The organism is Rhizobacter sp. P2_G4, from assembly GCF_056403575.1.
This window is the reverse complement of record NZ_JBFUFG010000002.1, coordinates 1,002,244-1,019,278: the sequence shown is the minus strand read 5'-3', so window position 1 is coordinate 1,019,278 and position 17,035 is coordinate 1,002,244. Positions and strand designations below refer to the sequence as shown.

At 65.7% G+C, this 17,035-nt stretch carries 14 protein-coding genes; 5 read left to right on the top strand and 9 right to left on the bottom strand.

Annotated elements, in window-relative coordinates; all coding sequences use genetic code 11:
• Genes AC1DYS_RS11105 through AC1DYS_RS11085 form a run of 5 tightly spaced genes read right to left on the bottom strand, consistent with a single transcriptional unit; the run spans position 1 to position 4,630 of the window.
• Positions 1-606 carry an amino acid synthesis family protein gene (locus AC1DYS_RS11105; protein ID WP_477898930.1) on the bottom strand — a complete coding sequence of 202 codons (606 nt, stop codon included), beginning with the start codon at positions 604-606 and terminating at the stop codon, positions 1-3.
• Between the two features lie 47 nt (positions 607-653).
• The gene (locus tag AC1DYS_RS11100) at positions 654-1,157 is read right to left on the bottom strand and encodes a VOC family protein (protein WP_477898928.1); all 504 of its coding nucleotides are present in this window, start codon (positions 1,155-1,157) and stop codon (positions 654-656) included.
• 13 nt (positions 1,158-1,170) lie between these two features.
• Positions 1,171-2,208 carry a WD40/YVTN/BNR-like repeat-containing protein gene (locus AC1DYS_RS11095; protein ID WP_477898926.1) on the bottom strand — a complete coding sequence of 346 codons (1,038 nt, stop codon included), beginning with the start codon at positions 2,206-2,208 and terminating at the stop codon, positions 1,171-1,173.
• A 17-nt stretch (positions 2,209-2,225) separates the two neighbouring features.
• Positions 2,226-3,035 (bottom strand): SDR family NAD(P)-dependent oxidoreductase, encoded by an 810-nt coding sequence (locus tag AC1DYS_RS11090; RefSeq protein WP_477898924.1) that lies wholly within the window; start codon positions 3,033-3,035, stop codon positions 2,226-2,228.
• Positions 3,036-3,058: 23 nt separating this feature from the next.
• Positions 3,059-4,630 carry an acetolactate synthase large subunit gene (locus tag AC1DYS_RS11085; RefSeq protein WP_477898922.1) on the bottom strand — a complete coding sequence of 524 codons (1,572 nt, stop codon included), beginning with the start codon at positions 4,628-4,630 and terminating at the stop codon, positions 3,059-3,061.
• Between the two features lie 190 nt (positions 4,631-4,820).
• On the opposite strand from AC1DYS_RS11085, the gene AC1DYS_RS11080 reads away from it, so the two are divergent.
• On the top strand, positions 4,821-5,807 hold the full coding sequence (locus tag AC1DYS_RS11080) for a Bug family tripartite tricarboxylate transporter substrate binding protein (RefSeq protein WP_477898920.1): 987 nt from the start codon (positions 4,821-4,823) through the stop codon (positions 5,805-5,807).
• Positions 5,808-5,840: 33 nt separating this feature from the next.
• Here the strand turns inward: AC1DYS_RS11080 and AC1DYS_RS11075 are convergent, their stop codons facing one another.
• Both AC1DYS_RS11075 and AC1DYS_RS11070 read right to left on the bottom strand, forming a co-directional pair.
• The gene (locus tag AC1DYS_RS11075) at positions 5,841-6,764 is read right to left on the bottom strand and encodes an IclR family transcriptional regulator (RefSeq protein WP_477898918.1); all 924 of its coding nucleotides are present in this window, start codon (positions 6,762-6,764) and stop codon (positions 5,841-5,843) included.
• Between the two features lie 416 nt (positions 6,765-7,180).
• Entirely contained in the window at positions 7,181-8,620 is a 1,440-nt protein-coding gene (locus AC1DYS_RS11070) for an APC family permease (protein WP_477898916.1), read from the bottom strand.
• 303 nt (positions 8,621-8,923) lie between these two features.
• Between AC1DYS_RS11070 and AC1DYS_RS11065 the strand changes: the two genes are divergently transcribed.
• Both AC1DYS_RS11065 and AC1DYS_RS11060 read left to right on the top strand, forming a co-directional pair.
• Complete coding sequence (locus tag AC1DYS_RS11065) at positions 8,924-10,102, top strand: ABC transporter substrate-binding protein (protein ID WP_477898914.1); 1,179 nt, start codon at positions 8,924-8,926, stop codon at positions 10,100-10,102.
• 56 nt (positions 10,103-10,158) lie between these two features.
• Positions 10,159-11,268: a helix-turn-helix transcriptional regulator gene (locus AC1DYS_RS11060; protein ID WP_477898912.1), complete on the top strand. Its 1,110-nt coding sequence runs from the start codon at positions 10,159-10,161 to the stop codon at positions 11,266-11,268.
• Positions 11,269-11,290: 22 nt separating this feature from the next.
• Here the strand turns inward: AC1DYS_RS11060 and AC1DYS_RS11055 are convergent, their stop codons facing one another.
• Positions 11,291-13,039 carry an amidohydrolase gene (locus AC1DYS_RS11055; protein WP_477898910.1) on the bottom strand — a complete coding sequence of 583 codons (1,749 nt, stop codon included), beginning with the start codon at positions 13,037-13,039 and terminating at the stop codon, positions 11,291-11,293.
• A gap of 99 nt (positions 13,040-13,138) precedes the next feature.
• Positions 13,139-14,086 (bottom strand): SphA family protein, encoded by a 948-nt coding sequence (locus tag AC1DYS_RS11050; protein WP_477898908.1) that lies wholly within the window; start codon positions 14,084-14,086, stop codon positions 13,139-13,141.
• 484 nt (positions 14,087-14,570) lie between these two features.
• Here AC1DYS_RS11050 and AC1DYS_RS11045 point away from each other — a divergent pair, with 484 nt between their 5' ends.
• Together AC1DYS_RS11045 and AC1DYS_RS11040 are read left to right on the top strand one after the other, a co-directional pair.
• A complete protein-coding gene (locus AC1DYS_RS11045) occupies positions 14,571-15,041 on the top strand; it encodes a beta-xylosidase family glycoside hydrolase (RefSeq protein WP_477898906.1) in 471 nt (156 codons plus the stop codon).
• 223 nt (positions 15,042-15,264) lie between these two features.
• Positions 15,265-16,929 (top strand): glycoside hydrolase family 5 protein, encoded by a 1,665-nt coding sequence (locus AC1DYS_RS11040; RefSeq protein WP_477898904.1) that lies wholly within the window; start codon positions 15,265-15,267, stop codon positions 16,927-16,929.
• Positions 16,930-17,035: the final 106 nt, after the last annotated feature.

Here is a 17,035-nt window from a genome sequence, read left to right as displayed (position 1 = left end):
TCAGATCAGGCCGTCCTGGCCCTTGATGTCACTGGCCTTCAGGCCACCCAGCCTCGCGTTGAGGCGGCCCCGCGTGGCGAAGGCCCAGACGAGCAGCAGCTCGTCGCGGTTGGGCGCGTCGTTGAACGTCGCGCTCACCGTGTCGTAGTGCGAGCGCACGTACAGCGCATCCTTGTGCGCCAGCGGCACGTCGATCACGGTGCCGGGCCCGCCGCGCTTGCCGGTGGAGGGCACCCAGGACTTGCCACCGCCGAGTGCGTCGCGGATCGGGTTGGCCGCCGGGTTGGTGAGCAGTGCGTTGCCGTGTTCGTATTCGCCGTCGATGCCCACGAGGCAGGCCTTGCCGTAGCTCTCGATGGCCTGCCCTGCGGCTGCTTCGCGGATGCGGCGGCCGAACTCTGCGCCCAGCTTGGGCGATGGCTCGATGAATGCCGACAGGTCCGGCTCGTAGCGCCCGGCGTAAGGGTTGTGGATCGCCGCGGCGACGACGATCTTGCGCAAGGGCGCGCCGTCGGCGGCCTGGCCGGTCTCGCCGGCCAGCGTGTCCTCGATCTGCAGGTACCACTTGCGGATGTGGTAGCCGTGGAAGTTGGGTGACTTCGTCATGGTGTGTTCCGGGATGGACTCGGGGTCAGTCGAATGGCCGTCGAACGTCAGTCGAACAGCGGCTCGAGGTGGAAGGGGTCGCTGGCGGCGTTGTACTGGGTCATCAGCTTCTTGGCCTTCGCGTCGTCCTTCTCGGTTTCGCAGAAGAACTCGAGCCGGTTGCCGTCGGGGTCGGTGAAGTACACGCCGATGCCGGCCTTGTGGTCGGTGATCTTCACGATCGGCACGCCGCGGCGCAGCAACATGCCGTACAGGCGGCGCAGCTCGTCGAGGTCGCCGTCGATCTCGAAGCCGTAGTGCTGCAGGCCGATCGTGCCCAGCTCGGCCGGCGTCTGCGCCTTGATGAGCGCGACGTCGTGGTGCTTTTGTCCGAAGGACATGAAGGTCCAGCGCGGCTCGCTGGCGACCACCTCCATGCCCAGCACCTCGCCATACCAGCGGCCCGAGACCTCGGGGTCGTGCACGTACAGCGCAACGTGGGTGCGCAGCACACGCGGCGTGGGCAGCTTCTGTCCGGGCGCCAGCGGCGGGATCGGGGTCTGGGGTGTCATGGGGTCTCCGATGTCATTGGATGGACTGCGCGTGCGACACCAGCGGTGCCTTCATCGGCGTCCAGGTCACGGCCGTGATCTCGGGAAACTCGCGCCATTCCTTCCGCCAGCTGAGGCCTCCATCGCGCGAGCGGAACAGGTCGCCGTACTTGGTGCCGGCGTAGACCAGGGCCGGATCGGCGGCGTGGCTGCCCAGGGCCCAGAAGGTGGAGTTGGGCACGGTCTCCAGCTGCGTCTCGGTCCAGTGGTAGCCACGGTCGGTGGAGCGCATCAGGCGCGTTTTGAAGCCGGGCGTGCCATCGCCGATGGCCATCAGCAGCGCATCCGGCGATTGCGGCAGCGGCATCACGGTGCGGGTGTAGTAGAGACCGTCGAAACGCTGCTTCGAGAGCCGCCAGTCCCAGGTCTGCGCGCCGTCCTGGCTCACGTGCACGGCATTGACCGTCAGCACGATGAAGGTGCATGGCGCGCTCGCCGTGGCCGGCAGGATGCTGATGGCGTGGATATCGGAGCTGCGAATGGATTGGTGCGGGTCGTCCAGTCGCACGAAATTCTGGCCGCCGTCGCGGCTGCGCCAGCAGCCACCCTCCTCCACGCCGAACCAGACGTCCTGGCTGTCGTCGGGGTTGACGCAGATCGTCAGCATGCGCGGGCGGTTCACGCCCTGGCAGAACTCGGGCATCTCCGGCGGAAGCCGCGCCCAGCTCTCGCCGGCGTCGGTCGACTTGAACAACGCCGAGCGCGACGGTGCCCCGGTGCCGGCATACAGCACGCGTGGGTCGTTCGGGTCGATCGCGATCGACCACACCGTGAGACCGACGATGTCGCCCGCGGCGCGGCGCCAGTGCGCGCCGCCGTCGTCGCTGATGCACAGGCCGCAGTCGGCGCCGGCGTACACCCGTTCGGGCCGCGACGGGTCAACGGCGAGCGCACGCACCACGCCGTCGAACTCGATCGCTTCCTTCAGGCCCAGTCGGTGCCACGTGCTGCCGTCGTCGTTGCTGCGCAGGATGCCTTGGCCGGCGGTGGCCACCATGATGGTGAAGTCCATGCTCTTTCCCAATTTGTTCAGAGGAAGATGCCGCGCGTCAGGCCGCCGTCGCAGCCCAGCGACTCGCCGGTGATCGAGCCGGATCGAGGCGATGCGAGGAAGGCGATGATCCAGCCCATCTCTTCAGGCTGGAGCACGCGCCGGATCGGCGTGACCTTCACGTAGTTGGCCTCGACCTCGGCCGCGCTCAGCCCCTGCTTCTTCGCTTCCTTCTCGTACAGCTCGTGAATGTGCGGCGTCTCCACCACGCCCGGGTGGATGGTGTTGACGGTGATGCCGTCGGGGCCGAGCTGGTCCGACAGCGTCTTGGTCATGTGCACGATGGCCACGTTGCGCATGCCCGAGAGCTGCTTGCTGCCGCGCCCGGTGAGGCCGCCGATGTTGATGATGCGGCCGTAGCGGTGCTTGCGCATGTGCGGCGCCACGGCCTTGGCGCAGCGGAAGTAGCCCACCACCTTGATGTCGATGTCCTGCAGCAGGCCCTGCGGATCGGCCTCGTCGAGTTCGCTGCGCACCAGGCCGCCCGGGTGGGCGGCACCGTTGACCAGGATGTCGATGCGGCCGAAGGCCTCTGCCGTCTTGGCCATCGCGGCGCTGACGGACTGCATGTCCGTGGTGTCCACCGTCACCGGCAGCACCCGGCCGGCGCCGGGCACCTCGGCCAGCGCCGCGCGCAGCTCGGCTGCAGCCTCATCCAGGATCGGCAGTCGGCGCGCAGCGATCGCCACGTGCACGCCTTCACGCGCCAGTTCCAGCGCAGCGGCCTTGCCGATGCCCATGCTGCCGCCGGTGATGAAGGCGACTTTGCCCTTGAGTTGAAGGTCCATATGTCCTCGTCGTTGAATTGGCCTCAGGCCAGGCGCATCTCGATCAGAAAGGGGCCGTGCGTGTGCGCGATCGCTTGATCCAGCGCCATGCGCAGCTGTTCGCTGGTGCTTGCGGTCACGGCCGGCACGCCATAACCCTGCGCCAGCGCGACCCAGTCGAACGGCGGGTCGTCGAGCAGGGTCAGGCGCTGCGCCTGCGGGCCGGGCTGGATTCCGCTGCGCCCGAGTTCCGTCTGCAGGATCCCGTAGCGGCGGTTGGAGGTGATCAGCATGACCACCGGCAGGCGCTCTCGCGCCATCGTCCACAGCGACTGGATCGTGTACTGCGCGCTGCCGTCGGACTGCAGCGCAAACACGCGCCGGTCCGGGCAGGCCACCGCGGCGCCGAGCGCGACGGGCAGGCCCTGCCCGATGGCGCCACCGGTATTGGTCAGGATGGTGTGGTGCTCGGCCTGCGCCGACGCGGTGACGAAGGGGTAGCCGCAAGTGCCGCCCTCGACCGACACGATGGCGTCGTGCGGCAGCGCATTGGACAGCAGGCGCCCGATGGCCTGCGGGATGAGTGGACCGTCCGGCACGCTGTAAGGCTGACGCGCAAGCGCCGCCGGCAGCGCCGGGGCATCGAGCAGTTCGGCCAGTCGCTCCAGCGCTTCGTCGGCAGCCTCGCCCGGCACTGCCAGCGTGACGAGCGACTCCGGTGGCGCCAGTTCGCTCGGCAGCCCTTCGTAGCCGAAGTACGCCACCGGCGCGATCGCGCCAGCCAGCACAACCACCGCATCCTTCAGCACCGCCAGGGCGGCCTCGGGGAAGTAGGGCAGCCGGTCGATGTCCGGCAGGCCGCCGCCGCGCTCGGTCCGGGCAGGAAAGGTCTCGCTGTACAGCCGCGCGCCGGTGGCCGCGGCGATGCGCCCCGCTGCGACGTGGCCGCGCTGGCTCAGCGCCCGGTCGCCCAGCAGGAACACCACCTTGGCCCGGTCGCGCAGCGCCTGCAGCACCACGGCGACCCGCGCGGGGTCGAACGTGGGTGCCGGCAAGGCAACCGCAGTGCGCTTGATCTGCTGCGGCGCGGGCAGCTGCTGGAAATCCACCGGCAGCACCAGCGTCGCCACGCAACCCGGCGCCGCCATCGAAGCCATGACACCGTCGACCGTGTCCTGCCAGAGGCGCTCGGCACCCGCCACCGAGCGGTACCAGCCCGACATGGGGCGCGCAAGTGACTCGATGTCCGAGGTCAGCGGGGCGTCGTACTTGAGGTGCCAGCTGGCGTGGTCACCGACGATGTTCAGGATCGGCGTGCGCGCGCGCCGCGCGTTGTGAAGGTTGGCCAGCCCGTTGGCGAGGCCCGGCCCGAGGTGCAGCAGAGTCGCCGCCGGGCGACCGGTCATGCGACCGTACCCGTCTGCCGCGCCGGTGCAGACACCCTCGAACAAGCCGAGCACGGCATGCACGCCGGGCACCTGGTCGAGTGCGCCGACCAGAGGCATCTCCGTCGTGCCGGGGTTGGCGAAACAGACGCTGACGCCAGCCGACGAGGCGGCCTGAAGGGCGACCACAGCGCCGGATGGTCGGTCCTCGGAGATGGGGTTAGTTCGCATGGATCAAATCGTACATCGCGGGAATCATGTTATTCCCATTAAACGGGATTCGTGTACTGACAATTAGCCGAGATCGGCATGTCGTGGCCCCGGCTGTTCCATGCGCGGGGCGAGCGATTGGCATCAGAGTTGCGTTTCCGCTTCGTGGAAGAAGACACGTCCGCCCCACCCGATGAAAGCGAGTTCCCCCATGTCCGCACTGCACCTTCGATTGGCCCAACTGCTGTGGGTCTGCCTCGCAACCTGCTGCACTTGCGGCACGGCATCGGCCCAGCCCGGCGACTGGGCGGCACGGCCGATCCGCCTCGTCGTGCCCTATCCCCCCGGCACCGGCCCGGACATCATGGCGCGCCTGGTCACCGAGAAATTGGCCAAGGAACTGCCTGCGAGTTATGTGGTGGACAACAAGCCCGGCGTGAACGGCAGCATCGGCAGCGAAATGGTCGTGCGCGCGCCGGCCGATGGCTACACCTTCCTGCTGGTGGACCGGCTGACGGTGTCGGTGAACCCGCTGCTCTACAAGCTGAGCTACGACCCGCGCAAGGACCTCACGCCGGTCAGCAACATCGCCGACGTGAGCCTGTACCTGGTGGTCTCGTCGGCGCTGCCGGTCAGCGACTACCGATCGTTCGTGGCCTACCTGAAGGCCAATCCCGGCAAGGTGGCGTTCGGCAGCGGCGGCGTCGGCAGCATCATGCACCTGAACATGGTGCTGCTGCAGGATGGCACCGGCACGTCCATGCTGCACGTTCCGTACAAGGCCTTCGCTGAAGTCATCCCGGCCATGCTGGCAGGCGATGTCGCGGTGTCCTCAGGCGGTGTCGAAGCGCTCAAGCAACACGTGGCCGCGGGCAAGTTCAAGCTGCTGGCGGTAGGCGCCCCGGCGCGCACCGAATCCGAGCCCAACGTGCCGACCATCAAGGAGGTGGCCGGCGACGACCTGCTGATCTCGACGTCCTACGTCATGCTCGCCCGCACCGGCACACCGCCCGGCATCATCGCCAAGATGAATGACGCGCTCAAGCGCGTGCTGGTGGATCCAGAAGTCCGTGCGGCAACGGTGCGCCGCGGCCTCAAGCCCTACGCCACCAGTCCCGAGGAGCTGGAACGCGTGATCGGGGCCGACGCCACGCGCATCGGCAAGCTGATCAGCGACCACAAGATTTCAGTCCAGTAGCGGCATGCGTGGGCGCCGGCCGCGCGGCACAACTCAGCCCGCCCTCGCCGCCTTCGACCTGACCGCCCGGACCGGGCGCGGCGCCGCACGCCCGCCCCGACCCGATCGGCTCGACGCTTTCGCGGGCGTGGCCGGTGCCTTCTTCGCCCGAGGGCGATTCGCAGGGCGTGATGCCTTGACCGCACGCTTGCGGGAGGCCGGCAGAGGCTGCTCTTCAAAAGGGATCAGTTGTCGCGAAACGTCAACCGCGGCGACACCCAGGCGCGCGCCCAGCAACTGGACATCGAAGCGATCGAAGTCCTCACGCAGGAAGATCAGCGACATGCAACCCGCCACCTCGCCGCTGCTGAAGGTGACCGGCGCCGAGATGCCGGCCAGTTCGGTGTTGAGTTCGCCATAGGACGCTGCGTAACCCAGTTGGCGGATCTCCTGCAGCATTCGCCAGAAGACCTTCCAGTCGGCGCCGATCGCCAGGCAATCGGGGTCGTGTTCATGCCGCTCCCAGAGGCGCCGCAGCCGGCCCCGGCTCATCATGGCCAGCAGGACCTTGGAGGTGGACGACCGGAACATCGGCATGGTCGTGCCGCGTCCGAACGACAGCGGCAGCGGGCGCGGCGAACCGGTGTGCGCGAAGACGTTGACGACGTGGTCGTCGTAGCTCGCCGTCAGCAGACCGGTCGCGCCCAAGGCGTCGGCCATCGCGCTGACCACCGGCCCGCCCGCGTTGATGAGCGGGTCCGAGCCAAGCATGCGGTAGTCGAGCTCGATGATGCGGGGACCCAGCATGAACAGCCCGCCGTGGCTCACCAGGAGACCCGCCTGGGTCAGCTCCCTGGTGTATCGGTAGCAGGTGGTTCGGGTCAGCGACAGTGAGTCGGCAATCTGTTCGGCGGTCAACGTCGTGTGATCGCGCGAGAACAGATCGAGCACCGAGAGCATGCGGGTCAGGCTGGACACATCGTCAACCGTTCGTTGTGAATCCCGTATGTTAGGAGATCAGGAGCGACTTCAGGGCCGCGTGATCTGCTCCGCGAGCGTCGCCATGACGTGCTCGAGATGCTCCGGCGAGGCGACCGCCGCGACAAATCGGTCAAGGCGAACGACGACGATCGCATCCATGGCGACCCACCGCGCTCCATTGTTTATCGGATGCGCCTCTCACGTGGTCTGGTGTTTCCATCCTGACGCGGACAATGTCGCACCAGCACAAGGCATGTTCACCAGTCTCGCATGGCTGCATTCCCGTTCAATCGGGAATAAACGAAGTCGAATGCAAATCGCCGGTCGCGCTACCGAGGAAGTGATCCACCTCAGTCGCTCAGGAAGGCTCCCACCTGCATTCGGGAGCCGGCACGCCGTGGCGAGTCGTAGTGTCAGACGCGGCTCGCACCCATGCTCGCAAAGGCACTAGGGCGCCCCGCCCTCAGACGCGCCGCCACCGCCCATCCGACGATGCCGGCCGCCGGAATCAAGGAAGGCAGAAGCACACCCAGCACGCCGCCCTGGGTGCCCGTCAGGTCGCCGAAGTGCAGGAAGACGTAGACGAACAGCGCAGCCATGATCAGGCCGGAGACGCTTGGAAGCACGAGCGTCTTTATCATCGACCCACCGCCCTCCCGGCGGAAGAAGACGACCACCGACATGGAGGTGATGGCCATCATGCCGAGGACACCCAGCACACCGATCTGCGAGATCCAGGTGAACAAGTTGAGCACCGGGTCCAGGCCGAGCGCGGCGAAAAGCGCGACCACGCCCAACGCGCCCACGGTCTGGATCACTGATCCGACGTGCGGACTCTCGAAGACACCGTGAGTGCGGCCGCATGCGGCAGGCAGCAGGCCTTCACGTCCGGCCACATAGCTGTAACGGGCGATGTAGTTGTGGAAGGCCGACACGGCCGCGAAGAGGCTGGAGACCAGCAGCACGCCGGCGACGGTGGGCACCGGCCCGCCCACGTAGCGGCCGGCCAGTTCGAAGAAGAAACTGGTCGGGTCGCTAAGCGACTTCAGCGACGGGATCAGCTCATTGGCGCCCACGCCCGCGATCATCAGCCAGGTGGTGAAGACGAAGAACCCACCGATCAGCAACACCGACAGGAAGGTGGCCCGCGGGATGGTCTTGTCAGGGTCGCGCGCTTCCTCGGCATAGATGGTCGTGGCCTCGAAGCCCATGAAAGAGCCCAGGCAGAACAGTACGGCGGCCGTGAGCGACCCGGAGAAAAGAGCCGACGGATCGAACAGGTTCACCGACAGGCCGCTGGCCCCACCTGCGCCGAGGATCGCGAAGTCGACCACGAACACGATGAGGTACTCCAGCACCACAAGGACCACGAGCACCTTGGCCGAGAGGTCCACCTGCCGGTAGCCCAGCACGCCCACGAGCAAGACGGCCATGAAGCTCCAGGCCCACCACGGCAGTGCCAGGCCAAGCCCCGAGAACACGCCCGAAGCGACACCGCCGAGCAAGCCGATGAGGCCGAACTGCAAGGCGTTGTAGGCCGCGAGCGCGATGAAGGCCGAAGCGCCGCCCCAGAGCCCCCCCAGACCGCGCGCGGCATAGGCATAGAAGGCGCCGGCATTGCGCACGTGGCGCGACATGGCCACGTAGCCCACGGAAAAGGCCAGCATCACGAGCGTCATGAACATGAAGGTCGCGGGCACGCCGGTGCCGTTGCCGAGCAGGAAGGCAATTGGCACCGCGCCCGCCACGCCGGTCAGCGGCGCTGCGGCCGAGATCACCATGAAGGTCACCGAGATGAGCCCCAGCGAATTCCTGCGAAGTTGATGCCTGCCAAGGTCGGCGCTGTTCGTCATGGGGCTCTCGTCAGATGGGGCTGAGGTTGGCAACGTTGCTCTCTTGCGCCTCAACTGTATGGGCGCGTCGGGCGCAGCGTGATCCCAAATCGGCAGGCGGTGCAACAGACTGCCCATGCCCCGCAACTGTGCCTCCACGGACTCCTGACCCGGCCACGCCCCAGACACGGCAGGCGGGCAACTGCTTCTGGCCGAGCCGTTGGGCTGGCACCGGTTCGACGTGCCGATACGGGCTAACCGAAGCGTCTGACCTGCACCAGCATTCCTTTTGGGTGCTATGCACCCATCCAAGGAAGACGATGCATGGGCTACTTTCTGAACCTCTTCAATCCCTGCGGCAGGCCTCGGCACCGCCGGTTGATCCTGACTACATGCGCGGCGCTGTGTCTCGGGCCGTCCAGGAGCGCCTCGGCCGCCGAGCTCACAGTGGTCCAGGTCGCTCCACTGAAGGGAGAGTTGGCGCACTACACCAACGAGATTCGCATCGGGATGCAGGTTCACCTCGACCAGGTCAATGCGCGTGGCGGCGTGAATGGCGACACATTTCGACTCGTCTCGCTGGATGACTCTGCCAACCCTCAAGAAGCCCTCAAGAAGATCGAGTCGGCCGCTGCCACGTTGAATCCTCTGGTGTTCATGTATCTCATCGGACCAGAGACGGTTGCTGCAGCGAATGATGCAAACATCTTTGGCCGGATCGGCATACCGCTCTTGGGGACCTCTCCTGCTGCTGCGCAGCTACGCGCTCCCTTGAGGTCGCATGTCTTTCACCTCACGCAAGGCGAGGACAAAGAGTACGCAAAGCTCGCGCAGCAGCTTCGGATCGTCGGGCTTCGCAAGGTGGCTTTGATCCACTGGGACGACAGCGCCACCATGGGTGAGGTGCGCTACTTCGAACAGACGGCAGCCCAGTCTCCGGCCATCGAGGTGGTTGAGCGCGTAGCGGTCGCAGCTGGTAGCGGGCAACTCGACAAACCGTTCGAGCGAATCTCGATGGCAAATGCGGAGGCGATCGTGACCATGTTGCCTGTGGAGGAAGCTGCAAGTCTGCTCAAGGCACTGCGCTCCCGAGGAAAACCAATTCCGGTCTATGGCGCCTCCTACAACGAATCAGGAAGGCTGTTCGATCACGCAGGGGAAGCGGCTGCGCGCGGCGTGACGGTCACCCAGGTTGTGCCGAACCCTTTCAGCGGCACGATGCCCGCCGTGTGGGACTACCAGACCGAGATGAAACAGTACGCACCCAAAGGGGCGCGCCTGGGGACCTTGTCGTTGGAAGGCTTCCTGGCCGCAAAGCTTCTGGTCGAGGCGGTGCGCGTGACACCACGGCCCGTGACAGCAGCTGGGCTGCGCAACGCGCTGGAGCAGCGCGGTCCGTTCGACCTGGGAGGCCTCAAGGCCACGTTTTCCAAGAACGATCACGTGGGCCTGGATTTCCTGGACATCGGAGTCGTCACATTCGGCGGACGCTTGCGGTACTGAGCCTGGGACCACCGGCAGTCAGCGAGCGTGACAGACCCACACCCTGCCCTTACGAAATGCTTCTGGACCTCTATCGTTGTGCGAGAGATCCGCAGGGATGGGTTCGGGTGCTCGACCACCTGTGCGAAGACCTCCAAGCCCGCTCCGTTGTCGTGCAGGCGTTCCGGTTCGATCGTGACGACGTTCGCGTCGTCTGGCAGATGAGCGACAGCTGGACTTCGCGGCGCACCTCGCTCGAGGCCCGGTTGGACCAGGTCTGCAGCCCGCGCATCGACCGCGGCCGCATGCTCGGTGCCGCGGATCGCGCGGTCGGCGACGAAGACATCTTCGAGCGTGGCGAACCGGCGCTCGAGTCCATGCGCGCCCAGCTTGCGCAGAACGGGCTCGGCGCGTTCATGGGGATGCTGCGGATGCAATCCAAAAACTGGGCATTCGGCATCGCGCTTCACCGCGCAGTGGAACACCCGCGCGACTTCGGTCGCACCGATGCGACCCAGCTGGAAGGGCTCGCACCGCACTTCGGACAGGCTTGGGAACTCGGCCGCGAGCTTCAGTCTGCGCAGGCCGACACGCAACGAATGCGCAAATGCGTGGACACGCTGCGCTGTGGCGTGCTTCTCTGCGACGCTGCGGGCCGCGTGCAATGGATGAACCACAGCGCCCACGGGCTCATCGACGACCAGCTCGGGCTGACGATGAGCGACGGGGTGCTGCGCGCGAGTCGTCAGCCTCAAGCGGCACGCTTGCGTGACGAGATCGCGGCCACCGCGCGTGCCGAGAGGGGAACCACCCGGTACCTGGCTGTCGAGAACGAGAGCGTCGTGCTTCACCTGGCGATGCGCTCGCACGGGGAATCCGGCGACGAATTGCCGGCCGTGCTGATCGCCATCACCAGTGCCAGGTCAATGGTCGACGTGCCCGTCCAGGCCTGGTGCAACCTGTTGAGGGTCACGCCAGCGGAGGCATCGCTCGTCGCCGCGCTGGTGCAGGGCAAGACCCTCGACGAGTACGCCGCCCGGCGTGGCATTTCGACCGGAACGGCACGCAACCAGCTCAAGCAGGTGCTGATCAAGACCTGCACGTCGCGCCAGGTCGACCTGGTACGCCTCGCCCTGAGCTCCGCGGCCACCCATGTACTGGGCGCGCTTTCGGCGACGCAGGCCTGACCGTCTGGTGGCCTGCCCGGGCTCAGGGCTGCTGTCTCTTTTCCATGAGCCCATCGTAAACGAGCCGGCCCTGCAGATAAGTTCGAAGCACCTTGGTCCGATGCACCTGGCCAACCGGCACGCGGAACGGGTTCTGGCTCAGGACGATCAGATCAGCCGCTTTCCCGACCTCGATGCTGCCCGTGACCGCGCCGAGTCCCATGGCCTGCGCGTTGTCACGGGTATGGATGCGCAGCACCGTCGCCAGCGGGATGCGCTCGCTGGGGCCCAAGACCCCGGGCACCATGCCGGACGGATCGCGGCGCGTCACTGCGCCTTCGATGCCGATCCACGGATCGGGGTTCGGGCCCGCGGCAGGCCAGTCCGATCCGATCGCGAGGGGCGCAGCAGCGTTCAGCAGGCTTTTCATCGGATTGGTGGCGGCGGTCCGCGCACGGCCGAGGACTCGCTCGAGCACGGGCGTGACCGGTGTCGGGAACCACACCGCCGGTGACATCTCCGCCGTGACATCGAGCTTCTTGAAGCGCGGCATGTCAGCCGCAGCAACCCAGTTGACGTGGGCGATCTGGTGGCGCGGCCCGTTCGGGCCGTTTCGCTTGCGCACCTCTTCAATCGCGTCGAGTGCCAGACGAACGGCAGCATCTCCCGCGGCGTGCAGCTTCACGCCGATGCCGCGCTTGTCCAGCACGGCAATCTGATCGGTCAGTTCAGCCACTGTGTAGTGGGCCTTCCCTCTGAAGTCGTGGCCATGCTCCTTGTCCGGCACATAGGGATCGAGCATGGCCGATGTGTGAGCCATGGGCACGCCATCGACGAAGAACTTGACGAAGTCCGGGCGCATAAGCTCGCTGCGCATCGTCTGACCCGCCTCGTACAAAGCCAGCCCTCCCGGCTCTTCATCGGTGGAGCCCTTGGCTCCTGCGAGTGTGGCCACCACGCGGAGCGAGAGGCCACCGGGCAGCTGATCGGCCCGGTGCCACACGTCCAGCTCGGTCCGATTGACCATCGCCGGCTGGACGGACGTGATGCCCAGCGCGTTCAGCGTCTTCATCACGCTCTGCGCAGCTTGGAGAAGCCGCTCCGGCTTGCGCGGCGGGATCAATTGTTGAACCCTGTCGAAGGCGGGGAATTCCTTGAGGAGGCCGGTGGGCTCACCCCCTTCAAACACGTAGGTGCCCCCAGGCGGCGGCGTGGATCCGGCCTGGATGCCGGCCAGGCGCAGCACTTCGCTGTTGACCCAGCGGTTGTGGTAGCTGTCGTCGCGGATCACCACCGGGTGTCCCCCACTGGCCTCGTCGAGCCGCCGGAGGTTTTCTCGCTTCTCCAACTCGGGAGAGATCGCACTGGCATACGCCGCGGCGACGATCCAGTCGCCGGGCGCAGCGCGGGCGGCGCAGTCCTTCACGGTCGCGAGCAACTGCGGCAGGCCGGCCGTCGGGGGCAGCCCGCAATGGAACATCTGTTCATACGCGGCGTCGACCGGGTGAATGTGTGCATCCAAGAAGCCCGGCATGGCCATGCGCCCCTGCAGATCGACGACCTGCGTGGCCGGCCCGATGTAAGGCGTGATGTCGCGGTCTTGCCCGACCGCGACGAATTTGCCGCCCCGAATGGCCACCGCGCTGGCCCAGGCTGGGCCGGTCGCAGACACCCGATAGACCTTGCCGTGCCGCAGCACCAGATCCGCAGGTTCGGCCGCCTGCGCGGCGAACGCCACCGACGACAACAGGGCACAACTCCAGCGGGCCCAATGAACGAATCTTCTTCCCATGAACAACTCTCCTGTCTTGCCACGCGCGAGCGTCGGCCACGTTGAGAACCGGGCAGACCGCCGGACTTCCGTCTCCAGCGGTCATGCGGCCGGGAGCAATCAAAACGACCAGGCAGCGCGGACCGCGAAGTGCGTCCCCTGGGCCGTGTTGCGCGCCGCGAACTCCTTGTAGACATGTGCCCAGACGGCCGGCAGGCCCGAGCCGGCCTCAAAGAAGTTGACGGCAGGGCCCAGTGCCGCCAACCGCTTGCGGTTGCCGTCGAGCAACCCCGGTGCGGAGTCGTCGTTCAACTGGTGGTGGTAGTAGCCCCCGAGGCCGATCGTCCACGGGCCGATGTGCTGGCCCACCGCGAAATCCTGCTGGTACTCGCTGCCCGAGCGGTAGTCGGTGTCCCTGTTTCGGCCATTCAACGTCACCTGAAAGTTCGACGAGACCTCGAAGCCGCCCGGGCTGATCGACGTGATGCCGAAGCTCGGAATCACGCTCCAGTAGTTGGTGCCTGCGTTGATGAGGCGGTTCTTGTCGTAGGAGCCAGTGGGCGCCTGCACGGCGAGCTGGAAGTTCGTGAACAAGCCCGGCGACGGCACCCATTGCAGCAAGACCGGCATGAGCGAGACATCACCGACGCTGCGATTGCGACCAGACAAAACGAGCGGCCCGCCCGGCGTGGGCACCGTCAGGTCCAGCGACATGTCGAGGTACGGCACCACGGCGCCCCACCCGTACTTGGCACCCCAGAGCGTCACGTTCGTCATCTTGATGAGGGCAAGGGAGTAGGAGGTGACCTCCAGGTCCGGAACGGCCGGGGAACGGTTGCCGCTGCCATCGCGTGCCTGCTTCGCGCGGGCGCCAGCAACGCGCAGGCCGACCGCACCCAGCTCCGTCGGAGGTGGAAGCATGCCGGCGCCGAAGTCGTACACGCCAGGCGGCACCACCGGCGAACCGTTCTCCACCGCATGGGCCGATGTCAGGGCGGCGAGCCCCATCGCGGCAGTGGCGGTCTGCGCCACGATAGACATCGTCTTCGTCTTCGTCTTCCTCTTCATCGCCTCATCTCCTCTGATGGTTGGAGCGTTCAGCTTAGAGAGGCGGTGCGCATTGCGCAGGTCCCGTTTGGGATACGGGCTAACCATGGCGGCGACGGTCCATGATCTGTAGCGTCCGAACGCTTTGATCCCGGTTCGCCCTGCCAGCCGCTTGACGAGATGTGTCGATGGGTCGGCAGGCCGTAGAGGTGCTGGTACAGCGCATCGAGGCGCTCCGACGGGGGCGATCCGTATCCCGGGCCATTCAACCTCGACCTGCCCACCGAGATCGTCGTCCGAGACGCTGGCCGGGTCACGACGGACGCGCCTGGCCGTCGCCTGAAGGTGCGGGCCGTCGTGCGTCGTGCCTCACGGACGACGCAGAAGTAGGTGTTTTCCTTGTCAAAGTTGGTTCATCGCTCGAACTATCATCGCGACAGTGATTTAGCGCAACATCAGCTGCGATAACCACCATGTCCAAATTTCTCTCCCTCGCCGCTGGGGCTTGAGCCATTGCCTGCGCCGTGATGAGCATCGCCACGTCAAGCCCTCAACGACCGCCACGACAAGCATCGATGTGAGCGGCATGAAAGACAGCGATGTGGCCGGCCTCACGGTCTTCCAGAAACAGTACGGTTTTGTCGGCGTCAAGATGGTCGACGGCGTCAGATCTCTCGTCATGGTGAGCGCCGATTCCGACAAGCCCGAGGAGATCACCTCCATTCCCCTCGCTGGCAAAACCGTTCACCTCAAGGTCGAAAGCGAATTTGAGCCCGCGCCTGAGGTCGCCCGCTTCTTCTACAGCCTCGACGGCAAGTCCTGGACTCCCATCGGACGTCCCTCGCGCCTAACCTATTCCTACCCAAAGCATTTCATGGGTTATCGCTTCGGCCTCTTCTTCTATTCGACGAAGACCGCCGGCGGCCGGGTGGACTTTGACTACTACCGGATCGAGCCGGGCGGTGGTTCGCGCTGACCTTCGCCGTGCGCCTCACCCACAACACATTCCAGCAGCCGCAGGCCGTCGTGCCGGCACCGTTCTCCGCAAAGCCCGGCCCGCAAGGCTTGGTGCTGGAGTTGCCACTCCAATCCATCGGAGTTGTCGGGATGTAAGCCCATGTACTGAGCTGCGTCCTTCCATAACGCTCGAGTCCGGAGGAGACAACCGGCCGAGCGCTTTCAACCTTGAAAGGTAGAACATGAGAACCTTGATACCAGCACTGCTGCTTGCCTTCGGAGCAAGCGCAGGCAGCCTCGCGCAGGCGCAAAGCTGCGGCAGCGGCGGCGGCGCCACCGTCTGCCTCACAGCCAGCAGCACGGCCAACAACAACCAGCTCAGTTGGACCGTCAGCGGCACCGTCACGTCACTGGAGGTCTACCGCGACATCGACGCCAACCCTGCGGGCCGGACCCGCGTCGCCGTGCCGGGCAGCAGCGCCCGGAGCTACGCCGACGGCTCGGCCAACACCGGCACGCCGTACTGGTACTGGGTCAAGTTCACGACCAACGCGGGCAGCTACAACTCCGGCTCGGCCAGCGCCACGCGCGGCACGGCCTGCACGCCGACGGCCATCACGCCCTACATCAGCGCCAACGGCTCCTGGATTCAGACTTCATCTGCCACCGTCACTGCTGGCAACTCGGCCATCCTCGGCCCGCAGCCCRTGACCGGCGGCTCGTGGGCCTGGAGCGGCTGCAGCACATCAGGCTCGGCACGCCAGCAGACCATCACGCCCGCTGCCAGCTGCACGACCACCGCCACCTACACCAACACCTGCGGCGCCAAGACCACCCAGGAGTTCGTGATCACCGTGCCCAGCGCGCAGACCCAAGTGATGCCGAATCCCGGCATCAACCTGGGAAACACCTTTGATTCCTTCTGGGGGTATACGCCGCCGACCAAGGCGCTGATCGACTCCATAAGGGATAGGGGGTTCAAGACCCTGCGCATTCCGGTTGCGTGGGATTTCAATTCCACCAACGGAACGATCAATCCCGCGTTCATGGCCCAGGTCAAGCAGACGGTCGACTGGGCCCTCGCCGATGGCCTGTACGTCGTCATCAACGACCACTATGACCTTGGCTGGTTCGAACGCAACGGCTTCAACTCCTACGACCCTGCGATCAACGCCAAGTTGATCAACATGTGGACTCAGGTTGCGAACACCTTCAAATGGTACGACAGCGACAAATTGGCCTTCGCTGTCGCCAACGAACCTGACGCGCCAACCCAGGCGAAGACCGATGTGCTCTACCAATACCAGCAGAACTGGGTCAACGCGATGCGCGCCAACGGCGGCGGCAACGCCGTTCGCTGGCTGATCGTCCAAGGGCCGAACACCAATATCGATAACACGATCAACTGGGGAAAGAATCTACCTTCGGACCCGGCGAACAAGCGGATGGTCGAAGTGCACCTCTATGACCCCTTTGATTTCACCTTGATGGAAAAAGATGAATCGTGGGGGACTTGGAGCGCCTTCTGGGGATACAACTATAAGGTGAGCAACCAGTTCACGAATCGCAATGTCAAGGCGGGGAGCGACGAAAGCCTCATTGATATTCAGCTCGCCAAGATGAAGTATTTCACGGACCGGGGCATCCCCGTGCTGATCGGCGAATATCGCGCGGGGGTAAAGCCGGCGAGCCTCGGCCTGACCGGCTCATACAAGGACCAGAACTACCGGTCAAGCACGCACTGGAACAAGTACGTGCAGAACAAGATCGCCAGCCTTGGGTTCAGTGGCACCGGCTGGGTAATCCAACACGACCTCTTCCACGAGACGACCGGTGAGGTCCTGGACTGGAACATGCTGGGCGCCATGCTTGGCACTTCCGAGATCGGTCCGATTTCGGGTCTGTAATTCCCTGTGAGGGTGTCCGAAGGTCCGCCGCATGGCGGGCCTTCCGTTTGAATTCCTTGGCCGATTCCGGACTCGCGCGGGCACGTTGCCGCGGCAGCCGACGCTG

What these genes read in the sequence shown, in the direction of transcription:
- AC1DYS_RS11095 (WP_477898926.1), bottom strand. Translation starts at nt 2,208, where the DNA reads ATGGACTTCACCATCATGGTGGCCACCGCCGGCCAAGGCATCCTGCGC.
- AC1DYS_RS11060 (WP_477898912.1), top strand. Translation starts at nt 10,159, where the DNA reads ATGCTTCTGGACCTCTATCGTTGTGCGAGAGATCCGCAGGGATGGGTT.
- AC1DYS_RS11080 (WP_477898920.1), top strand. Translation starts at nt 4,821, where the DNA reads ATGTCCGCACTGCACCTTCGATTGGCCCAACTGCTGTGGGTCTGCCTC.
- AC1DYS_RS11100 (WP_477898928.1), bottom strand. Translation starts at nt 1,157, where the DNA reads ATGACACCCCAGACCCCGATCCCGCCGCTGGCGCCCGGACAGAAGCTG.
- AC1DYS_RS11055 (WP_477898910.1), bottom strand. Translation starts at nt 13,039, where the DNA reads ATGGGAAGAAGATTCGTTCATTGGGCCCGCTGGAGTTGTGCCCTGTTG.
- AC1DYS_RS11085 (WP_477898922.1), bottom strand. Translation starts at nt 4,630, where the DNA reads ATGCGAACTAACCCCATCTCCGAGGACCGACCATCCGGCGCTGTGGTC.
- AC1DYS_RS11050 (WP_477898908.1), bottom strand. Translation starts at nt 14,086, where the DNA reads ATGAAGAGGAAGACGAAGACGAAGACGATGTCTATCGTGGCGCAGACC.
- AC1DYS_RS11105 (WP_477898930.1), bottom strand. Translation starts at nt 606, where the DNA reads ATGACGAAGTCACCCAACTTCCACGGCTACCACATCCGCAAGTGGTAC.
- AC1DYS_RS11065 (WP_477898914.1), top strand. Translation starts at nt 8,924, where the DNA reads ATGGGCTACTTTCTGAACCTCTTCAATCCCTGCGGCAGGCCTCGGCAC.
- AC1DYS_RS11070 (WP_477898916.1), bottom strand. Translation starts at nt 8,620, where the DNA reads ATGACGAACAGCGCCGACCTTGGCAGGCATCAACTTCGCAGGAATTCG.
- AC1DYS_RS11090 (WP_477898924.1), bottom strand. Translation starts at nt 3,035, where the DNA reads ATGGACCTTCAACTCAAGGGCAAAGTCGCCTTCATCACCGGCGGCAGC.